This window comes from Cellulomonas taurus (genome assembly GCF_012931845.1).
Classification (GTDB): Bacteria; Actinomycetota; Actinomycetes; order Actinomycetales; family Cellulomonadaceae; genus Cellulomonas; species Cellulomonas taurus.
In genome coordinates, this window is the sequence record NZ_CP051884.1 from 196,158 (window position 1) to 216,442 (window position 20,285).

The 20,285-nt window shown below is 72.7% G+C and carries 27 protein-coding genes; 16 read left to right on the plus strand and 11 right to left on the minus strand.

Annotated features, from left to right (window positions below; all coding sequences use genetic code 11):
• The first annotated feature begins 38 nt into the window (after positions 1 to 38).
• Both HGK68_RS00845 and HGK68_RS00850 read left to right on the plus strand, forming a co-directional pair.
• Positions 39 to 1,133, plus strand: a complete 1,095-nt coding sequence (locus HGK68_RS00845) for a VIT1/CCC1 transporter family protein (protein WP_169164260.1) — start codon at positions 39 to 41, stop codon at positions 1,131 to 1,133.
• A 52-nt stretch (positions 1,134 to 1,185) separates the two neighbouring features.
• Positions 1,186 to 2,127: a siderophore-interacting protein gene (locus HGK68_RS00850; RefSeq protein WP_169164261.1), complete on the plus strand. Its 942-nt coding sequence runs from the start codon at positions 1,186 to 1,188 to the stop codon at positions 2,125 to 2,127.
• Positions 2,128 to 2,158: 31 nt separating this feature from the next.
• Here the strand turns inward: HGK68_RS00850 and HGK68_RS00855 are convergent, their stop codons facing one another.
• From HGK68_RS00855 to HGK68_RS00865, 3 genes are all read right to left on the minus strand, one after another.
• The gene (locus HGK68_RS00855) at positions 2,159 to 2,494 is read right to left on the minus strand and encodes a VOC family protein (protein WP_169164262.1); all 336 of its coding nucleotides are present in this window, start codon (positions 2,492 to 2,494) and stop codon (positions 2,159 to 2,161) included.
• A 76-nt stretch (positions 2,495 to 2,570) separates the two neighbouring features.
• On the minus strand, positions 2,571 to 3,014 hold the full coding sequence (locus HGK68_RS00860; protein WP_169164263.1) for a hypothetical protein: 444 nt from the start codon (positions 3,012 to 3,014) through the stop codon (positions 2,571 to 2,573).
• A complete protein-coding gene (locus HGK68_RS00865) occupies positions 3,005 to 3,550 on the minus strand; it encodes an RNA polymerase sigma factor (protein WP_206155779.1) in 546 nt (181 codons plus the stop codon). The genes HGK68_RS00860 and HGK68_RS00865 overlap by 10 nt, the downstream gene beginning before the upstream one ends.
• 152 nt (positions 3,551 to 3,702) lie before the next feature.
• On the opposite strand from HGK68_RS00865, the gene HGK68_RS00870 reads away from it, so the two are divergent.
• Genes HGK68_RS00870 through HGK68_RS00895 form a run of 6 tightly spaced genes read left to right on the plus strand, consistent with a single transcriptional unit; the run spans position 3,703 to position 6,117 of the window.
• The gene (locus HGK68_RS00870) at positions 3,703 to 4,185 is read left to right on the plus strand and encodes an Asp23/Gls24 family envelope stress response protein (protein ID WP_169164264.1); all 483 of its coding nucleotides are present in this window, start codon (positions 3,703 to 3,705) and stop codon (positions 4,183 to 4,185) included.
• Positions 4,182 to 4,517 (plus strand): hypothetical protein, encoded by a 336-nt coding sequence (locus HGK68_RS00875; RefSeq protein WP_169164265.1) that lies wholly within the window; start codon positions 4,182 to 4,184, stop codon positions 4,515 to 4,517. The genes HGK68_RS00870 and HGK68_RS00875 overlap by 4 nt, the downstream gene beginning before the upstream one ends.
• An 8-nt stretch (positions 4,518 to 4,525) precedes the next feature.
• Entirely contained in the window at positions 4,526 to 4,699 is a 174-nt protein-coding gene (locus tag HGK68_RS00880) for a DUF2273 domain-containing protein (RefSeq protein WP_206155780.1), read from the plus strand.
• Entirely contained in the window at positions 4,692 to 5,036 is a 345-nt protein-coding gene (locus HGK68_RS00885) for an Asp23/Gls24 family envelope stress response protein (protein WP_169164266.1), read from the plus strand. The genes HGK68_RS00880 and HGK68_RS00885 overlap by 8 nt, the downstream gene beginning before the upstream one ends.
• Positions 5,033 to 5,557 (plus strand): DUF6286 domain-containing protein, encoded by a 525-nt coding sequence (locus HGK68_RS00890; protein WP_169164267.1) that lies wholly within the window; start codon positions 5,033 to 5,035, stop codon positions 5,555 to 5,557. Before HGK68_RS00885 ends, HGK68_RS00890 begins: the two co-directional genes overlap by 4 nt.
• Positions 5,554 to 6,117 (plus strand): hypothetical protein, encoded by a 564-nt coding sequence (locus tag HGK68_RS00895; protein WP_169164268.1) that lies wholly within the window; start codon positions 5,554 to 5,556, stop codon positions 6,115 to 6,117. Before HGK68_RS00890 ends, HGK68_RS00895 begins: the two co-directional genes overlap by 4 nt.
• A 16-nt stretch (positions 6,118 to 6,133) precedes the next feature.
• Here HGK68_RS00895 and HGK68_RS00900 read toward each other — a convergent pair whose 3' ends face one another.
• On the minus strand, positions 6,134 to 7,357 hold the full coding sequence (locus HGK68_RS00900; RefSeq protein WP_169164269.1) for an MFS transporter: 1,224 nt from the start codon (positions 7,355 to 7,357) through the stop codon (positions 6,134 to 6,136).
• 22 nt (positions 7,358 to 7,379) lie between these two features.
• On the opposite strand from HGK68_RS00900, the gene HGK68_RS00905 reads away from it, so the two are divergent.
• Together HGK68_RS00905 and HGK68_RS00910 are read left to right on the plus strand one after the other, a co-directional pair.
• Entirely contained in the window at positions 7,380 to 7,940 is a 561-nt protein-coding gene (locus HGK68_RS00905) for a TetR/AcrR family transcriptional regulator (protein ID WP_169164270.1), read from the plus strand.
• Positions 7,941 to 8,011: 71 nt separating this feature from the next.
• Positions 8,012 to 8,947: a pseudouridine synthase gene (locus HGK68_RS00910; RefSeq protein ID WP_169164271.1), complete on the plus strand. Its 936-nt coding sequence runs from the start codon at positions 8,012 to 8,014 to the stop codon at positions 8,945 to 8,947.
• A 206-nt stretch (positions 8,948 to 9,153) separates the two neighbouring features.
• Here HGK68_RS00910 and HGK68_RS00915 read toward each other — a convergent pair whose 3' ends face one another.
• Positions 9,154 to 10,296 carry an AI-2E family transporter gene (locus HGK68_RS00915; protein ID WP_169164272.1) on the minus strand — a complete coding sequence of 381 codons (1,143 nt, stop codon included), beginning with the start codon at positions 10,294 to 10,296 and terminating at the stop codon, positions 9,154 to 9,156.
• Positions 10,297 to 10,534: 238 nt separating this feature from the next.
• Between HGK68_RS00915 and HGK68_RS00920 the strand changes: the two genes are divergently transcribed.
• The 5 genes from HGK68_RS00920 (at position 10,535) to HGK68_RS00940 (ending at position 15,005) form a co-directional block, all read left to right on the plus strand.
• A complete protein-coding gene (locus HGK68_RS00920; protein ID WP_169164273.1) occupies positions 10,535 to 11,887 on the plus strand; it encodes a DUF3440 domain-containing protein in 1,353 nt (450 codons plus the stop codon).
• Positions 11,884 to 12,414, plus strand: coding sequence for an IbrB-like domain-containing protein (locus HGK68_RS00925; protein ID WP_169164274.1), 531 nt, complete (start codon positions 11,884 to 11,886; stop codon positions 12,412 to 12,414). The genes HGK68_RS00920 and HGK68_RS00925 overlap by 4 nt, the downstream gene beginning before the upstream one ends.
• 136 nt (positions 12,415 to 12,550) lie before the next feature.
• On the plus strand, positions 12,551 to 13,831 hold the full coding sequence (locus tag HGK68_RS00930) for a sodium:proton exchanger (RefSeq protein WP_169164275.1): 1,281 nt from the start codon (positions 12,551 to 12,553) through the stop codon (positions 13,829 to 13,831).
• On the plus strand, positions 13,828 to 14,244 hold the full coding sequence (locus HGK68_RS00935) for a DoxX family protein (protein ID WP_169164276.1): 417 nt from the start codon (positions 13,828 to 13,830) through the stop codon (positions 14,242 to 14,244). Before HGK68_RS00930 ends, HGK68_RS00935 begins: the two co-directional genes overlap by 4 nt.
• Complete coding sequence (locus HGK68_RS00940) at positions 14,241 to 15,005, plus strand: DUF1206 domain-containing protein (RefSeq protein WP_169164277.1); 765 nt, start codon at positions 14,241 to 14,243, stop codon at positions 15,003 to 15,005. The genes HGK68_RS00935 and HGK68_RS00940 overlap by 4 nt, the downstream gene beginning before the upstream one ends.
• 12 nt (positions 15,006 to 15,017) lie before the next feature.
• On the opposite strand, the gene HGK68_RS00945 is transcribed toward HGK68_RS00940, so the two are convergent.
• Together HGK68_RS00945 and ppk2 are read right to left on the minus strand one after the other, a co-directional pair.
• Positions 15,018 to 15,602, minus strand: coding sequence for a PepSY domain-containing protein (locus HGK68_RS00945; protein WP_169164278.1), 585 nt, complete (start codon positions 15,600 to 15,602; stop codon positions 15,018 to 15,020).
• A 61-nt stretch (positions 15,603 to 15,663) separates the two neighbouring features.
• Positions 15,664 to 16,479, minus strand: coding sequence for a polyphosphate kinase 2 (gene ppk2 / locus HGK68_RS00950; protein WP_169164279.1), 816 nt, complete (start codon positions 16,477 to 16,479; stop codon positions 15,664 to 15,666).
• A 101-nt stretch (positions 16,480 to 16,580) separates the two neighbouring features.
• On the opposite strand from ppk2, the gene HGK68_RS00955 reads away from it, so the two are divergent.
• Complete coding sequence (locus HGK68_RS00955) at positions 16,581 to 16,859, plus strand: YtxH domain-containing protein (RefSeq protein WP_169164280.1); 279 nt, start codon at positions 16,581 to 16,583, stop codon at positions 16,857 to 16,859.
• A gap of 287 nt (positions 16,860 to 17,146) precedes the next feature.
• Here the strand turns inward: HGK68_RS00955 and HGK68_RS00960 are convergent, their stop codons facing one another.
• The 4 genes from HGK68_RS00960 to HGK68_RS00975 form a co-directional block, all read right to left on the minus strand.
• On the minus strand, positions 17,147 to 17,734 hold the full coding sequence (locus tag HGK68_RS00960; RefSeq protein WP_169164281.1) for a hypothetical protein: 588 nt from the start codon (positions 17,732 to 17,734) through the stop codon (positions 17,147 to 17,149).
• Positions 17,731 to 18,282, minus strand: coding sequence for a hypothetical protein (locus HGK68_RS00965; protein ID WP_169164282.1), 552 nt, complete (start codon positions 18,280 to 18,282; stop codon positions 17,731 to 17,733). Before HGK68_RS00965 ends, HGK68_RS00960 begins: the two co-directional genes overlap by 4 nt.
• Before the next feature lie 79 nt (positions 18,283 to 18,361).
• A complete protein-coding gene (locus HGK68_RS00970) occupies positions 18,362 to 19,744 on the minus strand; it encodes a GntT/GntP/DsdX family permease (protein WP_169164283.1) in 1,383 nt (460 codons plus the stop codon).
• On the minus strand, positions 19,741 to 20,259 hold the full coding sequence (locus HGK68_RS00975) for a gluconokinase (RefSeq protein WP_169164284.1): 519 nt from the start codon (positions 20,257 to 20,259) through the stop codon (positions 19,741 to 19,743). Before HGK68_RS00975 ends, HGK68_RS00970 begins: the two co-directional genes overlap by 4 nt.
• Positions 20,260 to 20,285 lie beyond the last annotated feature (26 nt).

Here is a 20,285-nt window from a genome sequence, read left to right on the forward strand (position 1 = left end):
CTCCCAGGCACCGGCGCACAGCTGGAAGAATCGTCGCCATGACGCGAACCGCCGCCCCGACGTCCCGCCAGGTACGCCGGTGGCGGCGGTACCTCGCCGACGAGCGCGCCGAGGCGGCCGTCTACCGGGACCTCGCCTCCCGTCGGACCGGTGAGGAGCGGGACATCCTGCTCGCACTGGCTGAGGCCGAGGGGCGGCACGAGCAGCACTGGCTGGACCTGCTCGGCGACCGGGCCGGACGACCGTTGGCCGGTGACATCCGGTCCCGGATGCTCGGCTGGCTGGCCCGGCGGTTCGGCGGGGTGTTCGTGCTCGCGCTCGCCCAGCGGGCCGAGGCCAGGTCCGACTACGAGAGCGACGCCGACGCCACCGCCTCGATGGCCGCCGACGAGCGGATCCACGGCGAGGTGGTCCGGGCGCTCGCGATCCGGGGGCGCAGCCGCATCTCCGGCACCTTCCGGGCGGCGGTGTTCGGCGCGAACGACGGCCTGGTGTCCAACCTCGCGCTGGTGCTCGGCATCGGAGCCTCCGGGGTCGGTGCCTCGACCGTCCTGTTCACCGGACTGGCCGGGCTGCTGGCCGGTGCGCTGTCGATGGGCGCCGGTGAGTACGTGTCGGTGCGCTCCCAGCGCGAGCTGTTGGACGCCGCCCGACCCAGCCCCGAGGCGCGGGCAGCGCTCGGCGCCCTGGACATCGACGCCAACGAACTCGCCCTGGTCTACCGCGCCCGCGGTCTGGACCCGGAGGCTGCCAGCGCCCGTGCCGCCGCCGTCCTGCACCGGATCGGCCAGGACCTGCCGGCCGAGCTCGCGCTGACCAACGGCGAGCCGCACGAGGTCGACCAGCACGAGACCGTCGGCAGCGCGATGGCGGCCGCGGTGTCGAGCTTCTGCTTCTTCGCCTCCGGCGCGCTGATCCCGGTCCTGCCCTACCTGTTCGGGCTCACCGGCTTGGTCGCGGTCGCGGTGGCCAGCGGTCTGGTCGGCATCGCCCTGCTCGGCACCGGTGCCACCGTCGGCGTGCTCTCCGGCGCGTCGCCGGGCAAGCGGGCGCTGCGGCAGCTCGCGATCGGCTTCGGCGCGGCCGCCGCGACCTACCTGCTCGGCCTCGCCTTCGGCACCTCGGTATCGTGATCTGAGTCACATCGCTTGCGGGATCAGGTGAGGCTTCCCTTACCGTGGTGCCATGACCGCCGTTGCCGCCGAGGTGGCCCAGCCGACCGTCCTGCCGTTCAGGACCTTCGACGTCCGGGTGTCCCGCATCCAGGACATGTGCCCGTCCTTCCGCCGGATCACCTTCTCCGGCGACGACCTGCACCTGTTCGCCGACAACGGCTTCGACCAGCGGATCAAGCTCTTCCTCCCGCTGCCCTGCGGCTACGACACCCTGCCCACCGGCCCGCAGTGGTACACCGAATGGCGCGACCTCCCCGAGGAGGTGCGGCACCCGATCCGCACCTACACCGTCCGGGCGGTCCGCCAGGAGCTCGGTGAGATCGACGTCGACCTGGTGCTGCACGGCTCCACCGGCCCCGCCTCCCGCTGGGCGACCGAAGCCCGCATCGGCGACCCGCTCGCCATCCTCGGCCCGAACGCCGAGCACGACGGCCACGCCGGCGGCATCGACTTCATCCCGCCCGCACACACCGACCGCCTGCTGCTCGCCGGCGACGAGACCGCCGTGCCCGCCATCGCCAGCATCCTGGAACGGCTGCCCGCCGACGCCCGCGGCGAGGTCGTCCTCGAGGTCCCGGTCTCCGGCGACTTCCTCGACCTGCGCGCCCCCGAGGGCATCGCCATCACCTGGCTGCCCCGCGACGGCGCCGCCCACGGCTCCCGCCTCGTCCCCGCTGTCCAGGCCGCCTGCGTGCGCCTGATGCCGCGGGAGGCCCCGCGCCCCGAGGGCATCGAGCTGGAGGACGTCGACATCGAGAACGGCCTGCTCTGGGAGCTGCCGGTCGACGCCGACGGCCAGCCGCTGCGCCAGAACGCGGCGCTGTACGCCTGGCTCGCCGGGGAGGCCGGGGCGATCAAGACGCTGCGGCGGCATCTGGTCGCCGAGTGCGGGGTGGACCGCAAGGCGGTGGCGTTCATGGGGTACTGGCGCGAGGGGCGCGCGGAGAACTGACGCCGGTCCGAGTGGCGCCTCGCGGGACCACTCAGGCCACGCAGAACTCGCGCCCGTCCGGGTCACGGAGCACCGTCCACTCCCCGTGGGAGTCCGCCCGTCGCTCCTCCAGCGTGCCGCCGTGCGCCAGGACGCGGGCCACGACCACGGCCGGATCGTCGGCGCGCAGATCCAGGTGCACGTCGGTGTCGACGCGTGCCGAGCGGGCGGGCGCGGGCTGCACGATGAGCAGTAGCGTCGAGCTGCGAACGTGGATGAAGCCTTTCCCTCCGTCCACTGCCTCGCCATCCAGCACCGCCGCCCAGAAGGCTGCTGTCCGCCCGGGGTCGGCGCTATTGAGTGTCACCGCTGAGACGCACACCGTCATGCCAAGAACCTACGGGTGGCCGGTCGTGTCGCCAGGTGACCTTCGGTCCCGGCGCGGGACGGCATCGGACGCCTCGTCAGCCCCGGTGCACGTCCGCCACGTGCAGATCCACCGTCACCCGCTCCGCCTCGAACGCCGTCCCCAGGCTCCGCCGCACCTCGGCCACCACGGCGGCGCGCGCCGCCTCGGCGTCGGCGGCGACCGAGCTGCCGTAGGCGACGCTGATCCGCAGGGCGATGCCGAGCAGCTCACCGTCGGCGTCCACCTCCGGGCGCAGGTCGAGCACCCGGGCCTCGGTGACGGCGTCGACCGCTCGCCGGATCCGGTCGGTGAGCACCGGGGTCGCCAGGGTGAACGTCCCGTCGGGGTGGCGTCCGGTGACCGCGACCGAGGGTCGAACGGCCCGACGCACCCGGTCGAGCACGGAATGGCGGGCGCGCACCCACCCGCTGTCGGTCAGCTCGCGCAGGGTCTCGGCGGCGCGGTCGAGGAGTGCGTCGTCCGGGTCGTCTACCGCCACGGCGCCAACCTCCTTCCCAGGGTGGTCCGGGCGCGGGCGATCGCGCCGCGCACGGCTCCGACGGTGGTCGCCTGCACGCGGGCGATGTCGGCGTAGGACATTCTCTCCACCTCCGCCAGGATCCAACAGGCGCGTTGCATCGGGGGCAGGGCCGCCAGGGCGATCTCCAGGGCCGCGCGCAGGTCCTGGGCCTCGGCGGCGGTGATCGGGTCGGCGCCGCCGGGCAGGTCGTAGTCGTCGGGCAGGGGTGCGGCGGGGTGGCGGGCCTCGGTGCGGACCCGGCGCCGGACGGTGTTGGTGAGGATGCCGAACAGCCAGGTGCGTACGGCGGCGTCGCCGCGGAAGCGTTCGATGGACAGCCAGGCGGCGACCAGGGCGTCCTGCACGCAGTCCTCGGCGGTGCCGTCGTCCCGGAGCATGCGCCGGGCGAACCGGTACATCGCGCTGCCGTGCTGTTCGACCAGGGCCGAGAACGCGTCCTTGTCGCCGAGCCGTGCGCGTCGTACCAGCTCGGCGTCGTCCTCACCGGCGGTCACGGCGCCACGGTAGGACGTGATCTGGTTCACAGCGACTGGTGCGTGACGATTCGCCCGCGGCGGGCACTCACAGGTGTCAGCGAGGGTGGATCGGGACCTGACGGGCTCAGCAATCGGCGAGCCGACCGACCCCTCGCGCTCAGGAGGACGACATGGCTGGCACCACGCAGACCACGACCACCACCGGCAACGACGCCCGCGAGCTGACCACCAAGGACGGCGCCCGCACCTCGGCGCTCACCACCGAGCGCGGCTCGACCACCATCGCCGACGTCGTGGTGAGCAAGATCGCGGGCATCGCCGCCCGTGAGGTCACCGGCGTGCACGGACTCGGCGGCGGCGCCCAGCGCGCCTTCGGGGCGCTGCGGGAGCGGATCCCGGGCGGCTCGACCAACTACTCCCAGGGCGTCAGCGTCGAGGTCGGCACCGCCGAGGCGGCGGTGGACGTGGAGATCGTCGCCGAGTACGGGGTCGCGATCGCCGACGTCGCGGAGGCGGTGCGGCGCTCCATCGTCACCGGCATCGAGCGGATGACCGGTCTGCGGGTGATCGAGGTGAACGTCAACGTCAACGACGTGTGGCTGCCCCAGGACGACGAGCAGGACGACGAGGCCGCCCCGTCGCGGGTGCAGTGACCGAGCAGGGGGCGCGGGCGCTCGCGGGGGACGGGCACGACCCGGATCCCGGCGAGCGGGCCCGCGCGATCCGGGACGCGGTGCTCGCCCTGCCGGAGGTCGCGCGACTCAGCGCGGGTGCCCTCGGTGAGGTGGCCACCTACCTGCCCGGCGACCGGGTGCCCGGCATCCGGTTCACGCCGGACGGCACCCAGGTGCACGTGGTGCTGACCGCAGCGGGCGCCGAGGCGATCCCGGCAGCGGCCGGGACGATCGCTCGGGCCGCCGGGCCGGGGCCGGTGCACGTGCACATCGAGGACGTGGAGACGAGCAGGATCGGGAAGGACGCATGATGGGATCGATGACGACGACCGGACTGCTGGTCGGACTGCTGCTGACCCTGGCGATCACCACCGGTGGGCTGGTCGGGTTCCTGTTGGCACTGGTGCTGGGCGGGATCGGCGTGGCCGTGGGCGCACACCTGGACGGTCGGATCGACTTGGGTGCCCTGCTCGGGGGTCGGCGCCGTGGCTGACTCGGCCGTCCTGGAACGTGTCGCCGGGCGGGTCACCATCGCGGACCGGGTGGTGGCCAGGATCGCCCGGCGCGCAGCCGAACACGCCTCCACCCGGGTGCACCGCAATGTCGGCACCGATCTGCCGCGGGTCGAGGTCGAGGTGGCGGGGCATCGGGTCCGGGTCGAGGCCCGGGTCGCCGCGTCCTGGCCGGAGCCCGCCGCGGCCGCCGCCTCCCGGGTCGCCGGCGCGATCCGCGAGGCGTTGGAAGGGCTGGTCGGCGTCCGGGTCGACGACGTGCTGGTCACGGTCGAGGCGGTGGTCGCCACCGCCGAGCCGCGCCGGAGGGTGTCATGACCCGGCGGGCGGCGGTGCCACGCACGGTCGCGGCGCTGGTCGCCGTGCTGCTGATCGCGGCCGGGGTGATCGCTGGACGCGAGGCGCTGGCCGCCGGTTCCCTGCTCGGTCTGCGACCGGCGGATGCCTGGCTGCCCGGCCTGCTCGACGCGGTGGACGGCCGGGCCGTCGACCGTGGTGCGGCCGGGATCGGCGCGGGTCTGGTCGTGCTCGGGCTGCTCCTGCTGTGGGCCGCCTGGCACCGCGGCGCCGCCGATGTCGTGCTCGGGGACACCGCGACGGTGCGGCTGCGGCCGCAGGACGTGGCACGACTGGCCTCCGCCACCGCGGCCGATGTGGACGGGGTGCTGGCAGTGACCAGCACCGCCTCCCGGCGCAGCGTGCTGGTCCGGGTGTCCGGCACCGGTACGCCCGAACTGGCCACCGAGGTGCGGAACACCGTGGGTGACCGACTGTCCGAGCTGCGACCGCAGCCCCGCCTGCGGGTACAGGTCGCCACCAGGGAAGGAGACGCAGGATGAAGGCGCGACGGGTGACCGCTGTCGACCGGGTGCTGCTGACGGTGCTCGCCCTGCTGGTGCTGCTGCCTGGCGCCTGGGCCGTGAGCGAGGGCATGGGCTGGACCTCCTGGGGCCCGGACACCCTGCGGCTGTCCAGCGCGTTCACCACGCGGAGCTGGTGGCCGGGTGCCTGCGCCGGTGCCGCCCTGGTGCTGATCCTGCTCGGACTGTGGTGGCTGCTCGCCCACCTGCCCACCCGGGGACCGGCGGCGCTGCCGCTGCCCGGTTCGCGGACCGGTGACCGGCTGCGCGTGGTGCCGGAGGGTGTGGCCCGCGCCGCCGAGGACCGGCTGACCGCCGATCCGATGATCCACGGCGCGCGGCTCGCCATCCGCCGCGACCGGGAGGGCCTGGTGCTCGCCGGGTCGGTCCGGGTGGACGCCCGGGTCGATCTGCCCGAGGTCACCGCGCTGCTCGATCAGGTGGTGCGGGAGGCCGGAACGGTGCTCGGTGCCGACCTCACCGGCCGGATCGGCCTCCAGGTGGCCCGCCGCCGCAGCACCACCCGGGTCACCGGGTGACCCCACGAACGCCCGGTCACGCTGGCCCCCCTCCGGCGTGGCCGGGCCCGGCCGCCCGTGCGGCGTCGGTCGGTACAGCTCGCGCCCCGACCAGGACGGCGACCGCCGCGACCGCCGCCGCGAGGCCGAAGGTCGCCGGGTGTCCGACCGGGCCGGTCAGCGCGCCCCACCCGGCGGCGCCGATGGCCTGACCCAGCACCAGCGTGACGAACAACGCGGCCGTCCCACTGCCCGACCGCTCCGGGTCGATCCGCCCGGTCCAGGTGATCAGGACCCCCGACGCGGCGGTGTACCCCCAGCCGAACACCGCGCACACCGCACCGGTCGTCGTCGGATGGGTCCCCACACTCGGCAGTGCGATCGTCGCCACGGCGACCGCACCCCCGGTCACCGCCCAGGCCGCCCCGATCCGCCGCGCTACCAGCCATCGGCTGGTGGCCAGCACCGCTGCCCCGCCGACGCCGAGGGCGATCCAGGCCACCGTCGACGCCCGGTCGTCGGCCCCCAGCTCGACCAGCAGACTCCGGCCGTAGGACCAGACGGCCGCCGACCCGATCCCGAGCAGCAGCGCCACGGCGAACGGCCGACGGTGCGCGGCGCGCCACTGCCGCGGTGGGACACCAGGGACACGCCGGGCAGCGCTGCCTGCGGTGGGACCGGTGCGCCCGCGGACGGTCGTGCGCGCACCGCTCGACCACGAGTCGGCCGCCAGCACCAGCGTCGTCGCCAGCACGGCGAGCCCCGCCGCGATCCACCAACCGGCGCGCCACAGCGGCAGCAGCAGCGACGCCAGCGACCCCGCGACGATCAGCCCGGGACCGGTTCCGGCGTTCGCCACCGACTGCGCCCGGTCGAGCAGGTCGCCGGGTGCGTGACGGCGGATCAGTTCGACCACCGCCGGTGATGCCAGGCCCGCGCCCGCCGAGCTGAGCACCGCCCCGAACCCGAAGGCCCCGGCATCGCCGCCGACCGCCATGCCGACGCAGCCCAGCGCCGCGGTGGCCCCGGCCAGCAGGACCAGCGTGCGGGGGTGGCGGTCGGACAGCAGGAACCCGCAGGCGGCGCCGAGGCAGTAGACCACCGACGCCAGGGCCGCGATCAGACCGGCCGCTCCGGTGCTCAGGCCGAGGTCGTCCTGGACGTTCGGCAGGTACAGCCCGTAGGCGAGCCGGACCAGGCCGTAGGTCGTCGCAATGAGCCCGGTGGCTGCCGCGACCAAGAACAAAAACGATCGTTTCACTTTGCCAGCCTAGGATGACCCCATGCCGATCCGCACCAGCACCGAGGCGAAGCTGCTCGACGCCGCCGAGGAGTTGTTCTTCACCCGGGGCATCGCAGCGACCCCGGTCGATGCCGTGCTGGCCCGCGCCGGGGTGTCGGCGGCCACCCTCTACCGCGGCTACCCCAGCAAGGAGGCGCTGGTCGCCGCGGCGCTGGACCGACGCCACCGCGCGTGGGTCGACTGCTGGGAACGCGCTATCGCCGGGCAGGAGGCGCCCGAGCGCCGACTGCTGGCCGTGTTCGACGCGCTCGACGCGTTCCGCTCCCGTCCCGACGGTGCCCGGTGGTGCGCCTTCCTCGCCTCCGCGGCCGAATACGCCAGCGCGCCGCCGGAGGTCGCCGCCGCCGTCGAACGGGACACCAGCACTCTGCGCGACCGGCTCACTCAGCTGGCCGAGCCGGTGGTGGGCGCGGATGCCGCCGAGCTGGCCGAACAGCTGCTGCTTGTCGTCACGGGGTCGCTCGCGATGCGCCTGCGGGCACCGGGAACCGACACCCAGCGTGCCCGTCGGGTCGCTGCCCGTCTGCTGCCGGCCACCTGAACGCCTCGGGCCGGCCCCGCTCGTCCATGGCCGGGGCGGGCCGGGAGGTGGAGGCGGCCTAGGCTCTCCGGGTGCCGCCCCGCTCCCCGCTCCCGCCCCGTCACGGCCTGAGCGCCGCCTGGCTGCGCACCCCCGACCACGACCGCGCCGACCCGCACGCCACCGCCTGGCCGACCATGGCCGACTGGCTGCACCACCGCCTGCCGGAGCACGTCGACGTGGACGCGATGCTGGCGGACGGCCGGTTCGTCGCCGAGGACGGCACCCCGGTCCGGGCCACCGATCCGTTCCGCCCGCACCTGTTCGTGTTCTTCCACCGGGACCTGCGCGAGGAGCCCTCCGTGCCCGGGACGATCCACGTGGTGCACCGGGACGAGCGCCTGGTGGTGATCGACAAGCCGCCGTTCCTGTCATCGATCCCGCGCGGGCGGCACGTGATGCAGAGCGTCGTGGTCAAGCTCCGGGCCGAGTTGGGGTTGCCGGAGCTGTCGCCGCTGCACCGGCTGGACCGGGTCACCTCGGGGCTATTGCTGCTGGCCACCGAGCGGCGCTGGCGGGGCGCCTACCAGTCGGCCTTCGAACGTCGCGCGATGGCCAAGACCTACTGGGCGCTCGCCCCGATCCGGCCGGAGCTGGAGTTCCCGCTCACCGTGCGCAACCACCTGCACAAGGAGCGCGGCGAGCTCCAGGCCCGGGTGGTGCCGGACGCCCCGGTGAACGCCGAGACCCTGATCGAGCTCGAGTCCGAGGTCGACGGCCTCGGGGTGTACCGGCTGACGCCGCGCACCGGGCGGACCCACCAGCTGCGGCTGCACCTGCACCAGCTGGGCATCCCGATCGTCGGCGACCCGCTGTACCCGGAGGTGCTGGACGTGCCGGTGGACGACTTCAGCACACCGTTGCAGCTGCTGGCGGGCGAACTGGCCTTCACCGACCCGGTGGACGGCGCCGCCCGACGGTTCCGCAGCGTGCGCCGACTGCCGATCGGTGTCCACCCCACGGCGTAGATCCAGATACGCCTCGCGGCCGATGTGTCGCCGCGGGTCGGCCGGGCACGATGGAATCTCAGTCGTTCCCCACCCGGAGGTCATCGTGTCCTGGCAGGTCCTGATCGTGCTGGCGGAGTTCGCCGTGGTGTGCGCGGTGATCGGCGCGGGCACCCTGGTCCAGCGGGTGCGGCAGCGGGTCAAGGTCCGCCGCTAGTCGTCGGCGCTCAGCGGCCCTCGGCGGTCTCCCGCCGTTTCTGTTGCACCGGTCGGGCGGGCAGGTTCGGTCCGTTCCACACCTGCACCGCGCCCCAGACCGAGGCGGCGACCGGCACCGAGAGCACGGCACCGGTGATCCCGGCGAGCACGGTGCCGACGGTGACCGCGACCAGGATCACCAGCGGGTGCAGCGCCAGCGACCGGGCCATCACCACCGGCTGGAGCAGGTTGCCCTCCAACTGGTTCACGGCGATCACGATGGCGACCACGATCAGAGCGTCCACCCAGCCGTTGGCGACCAGGGTGACCAGGGCGGCGAGCACCCCGGCGAGCGTGGCGCCGACCAGCGGGATGAACGCGAGCAGGAAGACCAGCACCGCCAGCGGGATCGCGAGCGGCACACCCATCACGACCAGCCCGACCCCGATGCCGACCGCGTCCACCGCGGCGACGATGGCGGTGCCCCGCACGTAGCCGCCCATCGTGCTGACGGTCCGGCCGCCGACCCGCTTGCCGCGTGCATAGGCGTCGCCCTCGAACGGGCGGAGCAGGAACTCCCAGATCCGCGGACCGTCCTTGAGGAAGAAGAACAGCACCACCAGGGTGAGGACGCCGCCGGTGACGAAGTTCGCGCCCTTGGAGAACCCGGCGATCGCCCCGCTGCCGAAGCTGCTGGAGGTCAGGAAGGACGTCACCGCGTCCTTGGCGTCCTCGATCTGCTGGTCGGAGATCTGGATCGGCAGGTGGCTGATCGACTCCTGCAGCTCACCGAGCCCGGCCACGGCCTGATCGGCGAGGTCCTGCCACTGGTTCGCCACCGCGTAGACCACGGCGGTGATCACCGCGCCGAACACCGCCAGGATCGCGAGCAGGGCGGTCCAGGTCGCCGCCAGCGACGGGAACCCGTGCCGCCGCAGCCAGGACACCAGCGGGTGGATCGCGCTGGCCAGCACCAGGGCGATCAGCACCGGGATCACCACCAGGGTGAGCTTGGTCAGGGCGAAGACCGCCACCGACACCAGGGCGAGCAGCGCCAGCGCCTGGACGGCGCGGGTCCCGGCCCGGCCGAAGCCGTCCGACCACAGGCCGGCGGCGCGGGGCTCGTGCGGTTCGGGTGCGGGGGACTGCTGCTCTCGCCTCGACCACCACATGTGCGCCTTCGACCTCCTGGATACCGGCTGTGAGCAGCGAGGCTACGGGGCGATCGGGGTCGGTGCGCGACGAGTGTCGGCCGGGTGGGGGGTGAGTAGGCGTGAGCCCGTCGTCCCCCGGCACCACCCGGTGGCTCGGCGCGTCCTACTCAATGCCATCGCGCGCGCCTCTGGGTGGCACCGGTCGAACCCGATACTCGGCCGGTCGGGAGTCGCTGAGGGGGTCGTCATGGTCGGCATGGACGAGCGCATCGCCGCACGGTTCGGGTTGCTCCCGCGCGGGCGGACGGTGCTCGACGCGGCCCGTGACCGGATCGCGCAGGTGTTCGACGTCTTCGACAACGTGGTGGTGGCGTTCTCGGGCGGCAAGGACTCCGGGGCGATGCTGCACCTGGTGCTCGACCACATGCGGACGCACCGGATCGCCCGCCCGATCCACCTGTTCCATCTGGACTACGAGGGCCAGTACTCGGCCACCACGGAGTACGTCGACTCGGTGATGGCCACCCCCACGGAGCTGATCGTGCCCTGGCGGGTGTGCCTGCCGGTCGCCGCCGGGTGTGCGGCCACGATGTTCGCCGACCACTGGCAGCCCTGGCACCCGGCGCAGCGCGACCTGTGGGTCCGTCCGCTGCCCGATCATCCGGGCGTGGTGCACGCCGACAACGTGCCGCCGGGCTTCCCCGACTTCGACGGGGTCTGGGACTACGAGTTCCAGGAGACGTTCGAGACCTGGTTGCACCAGACCACCGGCGCCAGGCGGACCGCGGTGCTGATCGGCATCCGTGCCGAGGAGTCGCTGCACCGCTACGCGACCCTGCATGCCGAGAACCGCCGCTCGACGTTCCAGGGGGTGCGCTGGACCTCGGTGCTCGGCTCCGGGCTGGTGAAGGCGTACCCGATCCACGACTGGCGGCTCTCCGACGTCTGGCACGCGCACGCTCGGTTCGGGTGGGCGTACAACCGGCTCTACGACCTGCTGTACCAGGCGGGCGTCCCGGCGCACCAGATGCGGGTCTCCTCGCCGTTCATCGGTCAGGCGATCCGCCAGCTCCAGCTGTACCGGGTGATCGAGCCGGAGCTGTGGTCCACGCTGGTGGGTCGGGTGAACGGCGTGAACTTCTCGGCCCGGTACGGGGCGACCGCCGCCATGGGGGCCCGCGCGACGGAGCTGCCACCGGGCCACACCTGGGCCAGCTACCTCCGGCTGCTGTTGCGGACGCTGCCCCGCGACACCCGGGAGCGCTACCTGGCGAAGTTCGCCACCTCGGTGCGCTACTGGACCGGGAAGGGCGGTGCCGTCCCCACCCGGACGGTGGACGAGCTGCGGGCCCTGGGCGTCCCGGCGGACTATCTCGGGAAGCCGCCGGGCCGACGCACCTACACCCGCCCGCACGAGGTGGTCCGCTTCCACGCCTACCCGGACGCGCCGCCACCGGTGGTCGGGGCGTCGGCCCTGCCGTCCTACAAGCGGATGTGCATCACGGTGCTGCGCAACGACCACACCTGCCGCTACATGGGGTTCAGCCCGACCAAACGCGACCGCGACCGGCAACGGGCGATCATCGAGCAGTACCAGGAGGTCGGATGACATTCACGTCCCCGGTGTACGGCGTGCGGGCGGTCCCGATCGAGCGTGTGCGTGCCAATGCCTACAACCCGAACGTGGTCGCGCCCCCGGAGATGGCGCTGCTGGAGCGGAGCATCTGGGAGGACGGCTACACCCAGCCGGTGGTGTGCTGCCAGGACGAGGTCACCGGCGACTACGAGATCGTCGACGGGTACCACCGGTACCGGGTGATGGTCACGTCCGAGCGGATCCGGGCGCGCGAGCGGGGACTGCTCCCGGTGGTGGTGCTGGACAAGCCGCGGTCGGACCGGATCGCCTCCACGGTGCGGCACAACCGGGCGCGCGGGACCCACGCGGTGGAGCTGATGACCCAGATCGTCGCCGAGCTGGTCGACGCGGGCATGGACGACGACTGGATCATGCGGCACATCGGGATGGACCGCGACGAGCTCCTGCGGTTGAAGCAGATCTCCGGCATCGCCGCGGTGTTCGCCGACTGCGGCTTCACCGGCGCGGCCGACGACGACGATCCGCTCGGGGCGTTCTGACATCCGAGTTCGGAGCGCCGATCTTCTTCATAGGGGTATCGCCTTTCTGAAATAGGGAAATCACGATCTTTGCGCAATTCGGGGAATGGTCCGTAATGTGCCGCCGTCGTTGTTCCGTTCGAGAGGCACCGCCCCCATGCGTGAGACCACCCCGCCGCTGCGGGTGCTGATCCGCTCCCTGCTGATCGCCGTCCTGATCGCCGCCCCGGCGGTCGTGCTGCGCCTGTCGGGGAGCCACCCGGACCCGCTGATCCAGCTCGCGCTCTACGGCGCGGCGGTGGTGGCGGCCTCGTTCGTCCTGGCCTGGGCGGCCGAGGCGGCGCAGGTGGACGTCTCGGGCGGCTTCGCCATCGCGGTGCTGGCGCTGATCGCCGTGCTGCCGGAATACGCGGTCGACCTGTTCTACGCCTACACCGCGGGCTCCGACCCCGCCTACGTGCAGTACGCCGCGGCGAACATGACCGGGTCGAACCGGCTGCTGCTCGGCCTGGGCTGGCCGTTGGTGGTGCTGGTGTCGATCTACGTCGCCAACCGGGTCGCCAACCGGGTCGGCAACCGCCCGGCCACCACATCCCTCGCCCTCGAACCGGGCAACCGGATGGAACTGGGCTTCCTGCTGGTCGCCGGTGTGGCGGCGTTCGTCATCCCGGCGACCGGGCAGATCCACCTGGGGTTCGGCCTGGCGATGATCGCGTGGTTCGGCTTCTACCTCTACCGGCTCACCCGGGGCGAGGCCGAGGAACCGGACCTGATCGGCACCGCCGCCGTGATCGGCCACCTGCCGCGCGCCCGCCGTCGCCCGCTGGTGATCGCGCTGTTCGTCCTGGCGGCGGCGGTCATCCTGGTCAGCGCCGAGCCCTTCGCCGAGTCGCTGGTCGCCTCCGGCACCCGGCTCGGTGTGGACGAGTTCCTGTTGGTGCAATGGCTGGCCCCGCTCGCCTCGGAGGCGCCCGAGTTCATCGTGGCGATCCTGTTCGCCTGGCGCGGCAAGGGCACTGCCGCGATCGCCACCCTGATCAGCTCCAAGATCAACCAGTGGACGCTGCTGATCGGCTCGCTGCCGATCGCCTACCTGTTCGGCGGCGGCTCGACGGCACTGGTGCTGGACACCCGGCAGGTCGAGGAGATGCTCCTGACCGCCACCCAGACCCTGATGGGTGTGGCCATCCTGATCTCGTTGCGGTTCCGGCGTTGGTCGGCCTGGACGCTGCTCGGCCTGTTCGCCGTGCAATTCGTCGTCACCGGCACCACCGCGCGGTTCGCGCTCTCCGCCGTCTATCTGGTGATCGCCGCCGTGGTCCTGGCGAGGCACTGGCGCCAGCTGGTGCCGACCCTCACCGCACCGTTCCGGCGCCCCGACCCCGGCGCGCAGCAGCCCGAGCGGCCGGAGCCGCGGCATGCTCTGATGGGCGGATGACAACAGGACGTGGACGCACCCTCGCGCGGGTGCTGCTCGGCGGGTTCCTGGTCTTCGCCGGGACCAGCCACCTGACCTTCGCCCGGCAGGAGTTCCAGGCCCAGGTGCCGGAGTGGTTCCCGGTGAACGAGGATGCCACCGTGCTCGGCTCCGGCGTGGCCGAGATCGCGCTCGGCAGCGCGCTGATCGCCGCCCGCAAGAAGCACCGCGGTCTGGTCGGCTGGGTGGCGGCGGCGTTCTTCGTCGCGATCTTCCCCGGCAACATCTCGCAGTACCTGACGCACACCGACGGCTTCGGTCTGGACACCGACACCAAGCGCGGCGTGCGGCTGCTGTTCCAGCCGGTGCTGGTGCTGTGGGCGCTGTGGTCCACCGGCGCCTGGGCCGACCGCCGCCGGAAGCGCGACCAGTGACCGTCCGCGGGGCCGCCGACCGGGCCGGTGACCACCCGGTGATCGAGAAGGGCGCCCGGCTCGGGTACGCGGCCAGCGGTGTCCTGCACCTGCTGCTCGCCTGGGTGACGGTGCGGCTGGCCTTCGGCTCCGGCGGCGAGGAAGCGGATCAGCAGGGGGCGCTGTCCCAGCTCGGCTCCGAGGGCGCGGGCCGGGTGCTGCTGGTCGTGCTGCTGATCGGCTTCGTGCTGCTGGCACTGTGGCAGGCGGTCGATGCGATCGCCCACGGCTCGGCCGGTGAGCGGGTCAAGGCAGCGGCGAAGGCGGTGGTGTACGCGGTGCTGGCGGTGACCACGATCCAGGTGCTCTCCGGCTCGGGATCCAGCGGCGGCAGCCAGCCGACGGCCGGGCTGCTCGGCTCGGGGATCGGGCGGGTGCTGGTCGGTCTGGTCGGCCTCGGGATCGTCGCCGTCGGCGGGTACCACGTGGTGAAGGGGTGGAAGCGGAAGTTCCTCGCGGACCTGCGCCAGCATCCGGGCCGCGCGGTCGAACGTGCCGGTCAGGTCGGGTACATCGGCAAGGGCATCGCGCTCGCGGTGCTGGGTGTCCTGGTGGTCACCGCCGCCGTCACCGCCGACCCGGAGCGGGCCGAGGGGATGGACGTGGCGCTGCGCACCCTCGCCGAGCTGCCGTTCGGCGCCGTCCTGCTGTGCCTGATCGCGCTCGGCTTCGCCGCCTACGGGGTCTACGCCTTCGGCCGGGCGCGGTACGCCAAGGTCTGAGACCCCCGCCGCTCAGTCGTCCAGGTCGACGTCCCGCACGGCGCCGGTGTTCGCGTCGATCTCCACGTCGTCGCCGTTGCTGAACTCGATCTCCCAGGTCAGCACGGTGTCGTCATTGCTCAGCTCGACACTGGTGGCCGTCGCGTTCGGCCGGACGGCACCCTGACCGATGGTGACGGCCTCGCCGGCCGAGATCGCCAACCCGCTGGCCGTGACGGCGCTGTTCTCCCCGAGCCACAGGTCGGTGCGGTCGATGGCCCGCTTGGCCTGGACGAAGGTGCTCAGCAGCGTGCGGAACTGCTGGTCGTCGCGCAGGTTGCCGGGATGGACCTGGGCGTAGGCCACCAGCGCGTCCAGCGCGTCCACGAAGGTCTGCACCTGCGGATCGGTGCTGATGTCGCTCGGGGCGGGGGAGGTGGCCGGTGCCGACCCGGTCGCACCATGCGTCGGGTCGACTGTCACCGTCACCGTCGGCACCGGGGTGCCGACCACCACCGGGTCGCCGCCGCACGCGGTCAGCAATCCGACGACGACCAGGGCGGCGGTCGGGGCGACCAGATGGCGACGACGGATCATGGCGGGGGACTCCTCAGGCATGGCGGCTGGTGGGCGCAGCGAGACTAGGCAGCCCCGCAGGGCACTCACCGCCATCCGGTCGTCAGTGAGTGGTGTGGCGTCCGCGACTGAGTAGTGCGGCGTGGTCCGGCACGGTGGTGAACTCCTCGCGCGGGGGCCGTCGGTAGTCGCCCGACCCGGCCGGTCGCTCCGGCAGCTCGACCGGATCGTGCGGCACGTCCACGTACGGGATGGTGGACAGCAGGTGGTGGATCATGTTCAGCCGGGCTGCCTTCTTGGAGTCCGACTCGACCACGAACCACGGGCTGTCGGCCGTGTCCGTGTGCGCGAACATCTCGTCCTTCGCCCGGGAGTAGTCCTCCCACCGTCGGATCGACTCCAGGTCCATCGGGCTGAGCTTCCACTGCCGCAGCGGGTCGTCCAGCCGGGACCGGAACCGCTTGAGCTGCACCGTGTCCGACACCGAGAACCAGTACTTGCGCAGCAGAATGCCGTCCTCGATCAGCATCTGCTCGAAGGTCGGTGCCTGGCGCAGGAACCGGGCGTGCTCCTCCGGGGTGCAGAATCCCATCACCTTCTCCACCCCGGCGCGGTTGTACCAGGACCGGTCGAAGAGCACGACCTCCCCGACGGCCGGCAGATGCTGCACGTAGCGCTGGAAGTACCACTGCCCGCGCTCCCGATCGGTCGGCGCCGGGAGGGCCGCGATCCGCACCACCCGCGGGCTGAGGTACTCGGTGATCCGCTTGATCGTGCCGCCCTTGCCCGCCGCGTCGCGCCCCTCGAAGATCACCGCGACCCGGGCCCCGGTCGCCTGCACCCAGCGTTGCAGGACGACCAGCTCCGCCTGCAATCGGTACAGCTCGGCCTCGTACACCTCGGTCGACAGCTTCGTCATAGCGGGACGGTAACCGTGCGCGGGGCCCGGCCACCTGCTGGACGCGCGGCCACGGCACACCTCGCCTAGCGTGGAAGCTCGACGATCAGGGAGGTCACCCGATGAAGGCCAAGAGCGCGTTCGTGGTCGGTGCGACGCTGGGCTACGTGTTCGGCACCCGCGCCGGTCGCGCCCGGTACGAGCAGATCAAGGGCTGGGCATCCAGCCTGTGGCACGACCCGCGCGTGCAGTCCCGGGTCGACGACCTGGAGGCCGGTGCTGCCCAGTTCGCCAAGGACCAGGCCGGTGCCCTCAAGGACAAGGCCGTCGACGCGGTGAAGAGCACCGTCTCGCGCAGCTCCGACCCGGACCCCCGCACCAACCCCGGCGCCGGCATCTAGCGCCCCGAGCCCGGGCGGCTGGACGCCGGTCTGCCCGGGACGCTGGAACGCCCGGAACGCCCGGAACGCCCGGAACGCCCGGGACGCCCGGGACGCTGGGCCGACCGGGACGCTGGGCGGCTGAGCCGTCCGTCCGTCCGCTGGGCCGCCCGTCCGCTGCCCCGCCCGGCTGCCCGCCCGCTCAGCCGCCGAGGTCGGCACTACGCGCCCGAGGTCGGCACTACGCCACGCAGCATCTGGCCGGAAGTGCCGACCTCGGCGCGTGGGGAGCCCCCGGGGGTTCGGTATCAGCGCGTGGCGAGCGTGACGGCGACAGTGACAGCGCCGACCGCAGGTGGCCACACGGCGACCTGGACCAGGGTGTGTGCGCCGAGTCGCCAGCGCGACCATCCCGCCAGCGCACCGGCGCACGCCACGACGGTCCCCAGCAGCGGCTCTCCCACCATCAGCGTTCCGGCGAACAGGGCGAACACGCTCGTGTGGGCGCTGACACCGGTCGGGTGCAGCAGGATCAGCGCCGCCACGCCGCCGAGCAGCCCCACGAGCGCGGCGCGGAGCGGTGCTGGCGCTCCCAGCAGGGTCAGTCCGGTCACCGCGATCACCTCCCAGGCAGCGCCGCCCGACAGCAAGAGGAGTCGTCTTCGGCCGGTGATCCGCAGCGTCTCGACCACGCGGGTCGCCCGCAGCAACAGCACGCCGATGATCGGCGCCGAGGCCGCGAGCATCGTTGCGACAGCCCAGCGGGCATCGGCGAGGGTCCAACCGAGCAGCAGGCAGCCGATCGGGATGCCCACCGCAGGCTGTCCGACGGCGCTGACCCACCGGGCGAAGCGGTCCGGGGCGACGTCTGCGGCTGACGTGGCCCCGCGGGTCACCGCAGCTGGTCGGCGGGTGCCGCGTAGTGCAGCGGGCGCGGGTGGGCGCGGGCGACCTGGGCCACGCAGTCGGCTAGGTGGTCGTACAGGTCGGCGTGCACGTAGGCCGGGACGCCCTGTTCCAGGTCGTCGGCCAGCGGCTCGGGGACGGCGGGGTCCGGGTAGTCGGCGTCGCGGGCCCAGGCGGGCTTCAGCGCGTAGGCGACCCGCCCGTAGCGGCGCAGGACGTCCAGGTCGCGGCAGACGGCGGCCCACTCGTCGGCGGGCAGTGCGCCGTCGTGCAGGTGGGTGTGCAGCAGGTCGCAGAACCGCTCGAAGTCGCGGTCCCAGTTGATGTTGCCGTGCTGCTGCGCCTCGTCCGCGAGGGCCTGGACCGCCCGGAGCATCTCGCCCTGGAGGACGGAGCAGGTGCCGCGCTCGGGGACCAGCTCGGTCCAGATGCTCTGGCACTCGGTGGTGAAGCGGGGGCGGTACCCCAGGTGCAGCTGGTCACCGGGTGCGGGGAGCGACTGCGGTTCCTGACGGCGCAGACGATCGAGAAGAGACATGCGGGCCAGCGTGCACCATTCGTGGGCCCGGATGCGAGTCGGTCGGGGTGTCGGCGTGTGGCCGACACCCCGACCACCGCTAGACCACCAGGCTGAGCAGCAGGATCGCGATCAGCGCGGTGACGGAGAGCACGCACTCCATCAGCGACCAGGTCTTGAACGTCTGGCCGACCGTCATCTTGAAGTACTCCTTGACCAACCAGAATCCGGCGTCGTTCACGTGGCTGAGGAACACCGACCCGGCGCCGATCGCGAGCACCATCAGGGCGACGTGGCTGGCGGGCAGGCCCTCGGCCAGCGGCGCGACGATCCCGGCGGCGGTGACCGTGGCGACCGTGGCCGACCCGGTGGCGACCCGGATCAGGACCGCGACCAGCCAGGCGGCCAGCAGCGGGGAGATCGGTGCGCCGTCCAGGCCGTTGGCGATCACGTCGCCGACCCCGGTGTCCACCAGGGTCTGCTTGAACCCGCCGCCGGCGCCGACGATCAGCAGGATGCTGGCGATCGGCGCGAAGGAGGAGTCGACCAGCTTGCTGATCTGTCCGCGGCCACGACCCTGCAGGGTGCCGAAGGCGACCAGGGACACCAGCGCGGTGATCAGCAGCGCCTCCAGCGGGGTGCCGATGAAGTCGAGCACGGAGCCGACGCCGGTGTCCTCGAAGCCGACGGTCTCGGCCAGGGTCTTGGCCAGCATCAGGACCACCGGCAGCAGCACCACGGCCAGGGCGAGGCCGAAGGAGGGCCGCTTGGCGTCCTCGTCGCGCTCCCCGGCGCCGAGGATCTCGGTCGGCGGCTCCAGCGGCACCCAGCGGCTCAGCGGCTTGGCCAGCAACGGGCCGGCGACCGCGACGGTGGGGATCGCGACCAGCAGGCCGAGTCCCAGGGTCAGACCCAGGTCGGCCTGGAGGGCGTCGATGGCGATCAGCGGTCCGGGGTGCGGCGGCACCAGGCCGTGCAGCGCCGATAGTCCGGCCAGGGCCGGGATGCCCACCGCGATCATCGACAGCTTCGACCGGCGGGCGACCAGCATGACGACCGGGATCAGCAGCACGACGCCGACCTCGAAGAACAGCGGAATGCCGATGATGAACGCGGCGAAGGCCAGCGCCCAGGGCAGTCGTTTGGCCGGGGTCTTGGCCAGGACGGTGTCGACGATCTGATCGGCGCCACCGGAGTCGATCAGCATCTTGCCGATGATCGCGCCCAAGGCGATCAGGATGCCCACCCCGGCGACCGTCTCGCCCAGCCCGCTGGTGAAGGAGCTGAAGGCGTCGGTGTAGGGCAGTCCGGCGACCACGGCCAGCACCGCGGCGCCGATCATCAGCGACAGGAACGGGTGCAGCTTCAGCCAGACGATCAGGGCGACCAGCACCACGATGCCGACGATCGCGGCGGTGACCAGACGGCCGGTGGAGGCGACCGGGCCCTCGGCCGCGGCGGCGACCAGCAGGGCGGTGCTCATCGGGCCACCTCCAGCCCCAGCTCGCTCAGGGCGTTGTCCACCACCGACTGCGGCGAGGCGCCGACCTGCACGACCACGCCGTCCTCGTCGTCGCCGAGGCGCTGCAGGGTCTCGAACTGGGACGGCAGCAGCGAGGGCGGCATGAAGTGGCCGGAGCGACCGGACATCCGCTCGCCGATCTGGTCGATGGTGCCGTCCAGGTGCACGAAGGTGACGCGGCCCTCCGCCTCGCGCAGCACGTCGCGGTAGGCGGTCTTGAGCGCGGAGCAGGTGACGATGGCACTGCGTCCGGCGCGGGTCTGCTCGGTCAGCCAGTCGCGGATGGCCTGCAGCCACGGCCAGCGGTCGTCGTCGGTCAGCGGGGTGCCGGCGGACATCTTGTCGATGTTGGCCTGCGGGTGGAACTCGTCGGCCTCGGCGTAGGGCCGGTCCAGGCGGTCGGCCAGGATCTGCGCCACGGTGGTCTTGCCTGACCCCGCGACCCCCATCACCACGAGGTGCTGGACGTCGGACATGGGTGTCCTCCTCAGAACGTCATTGT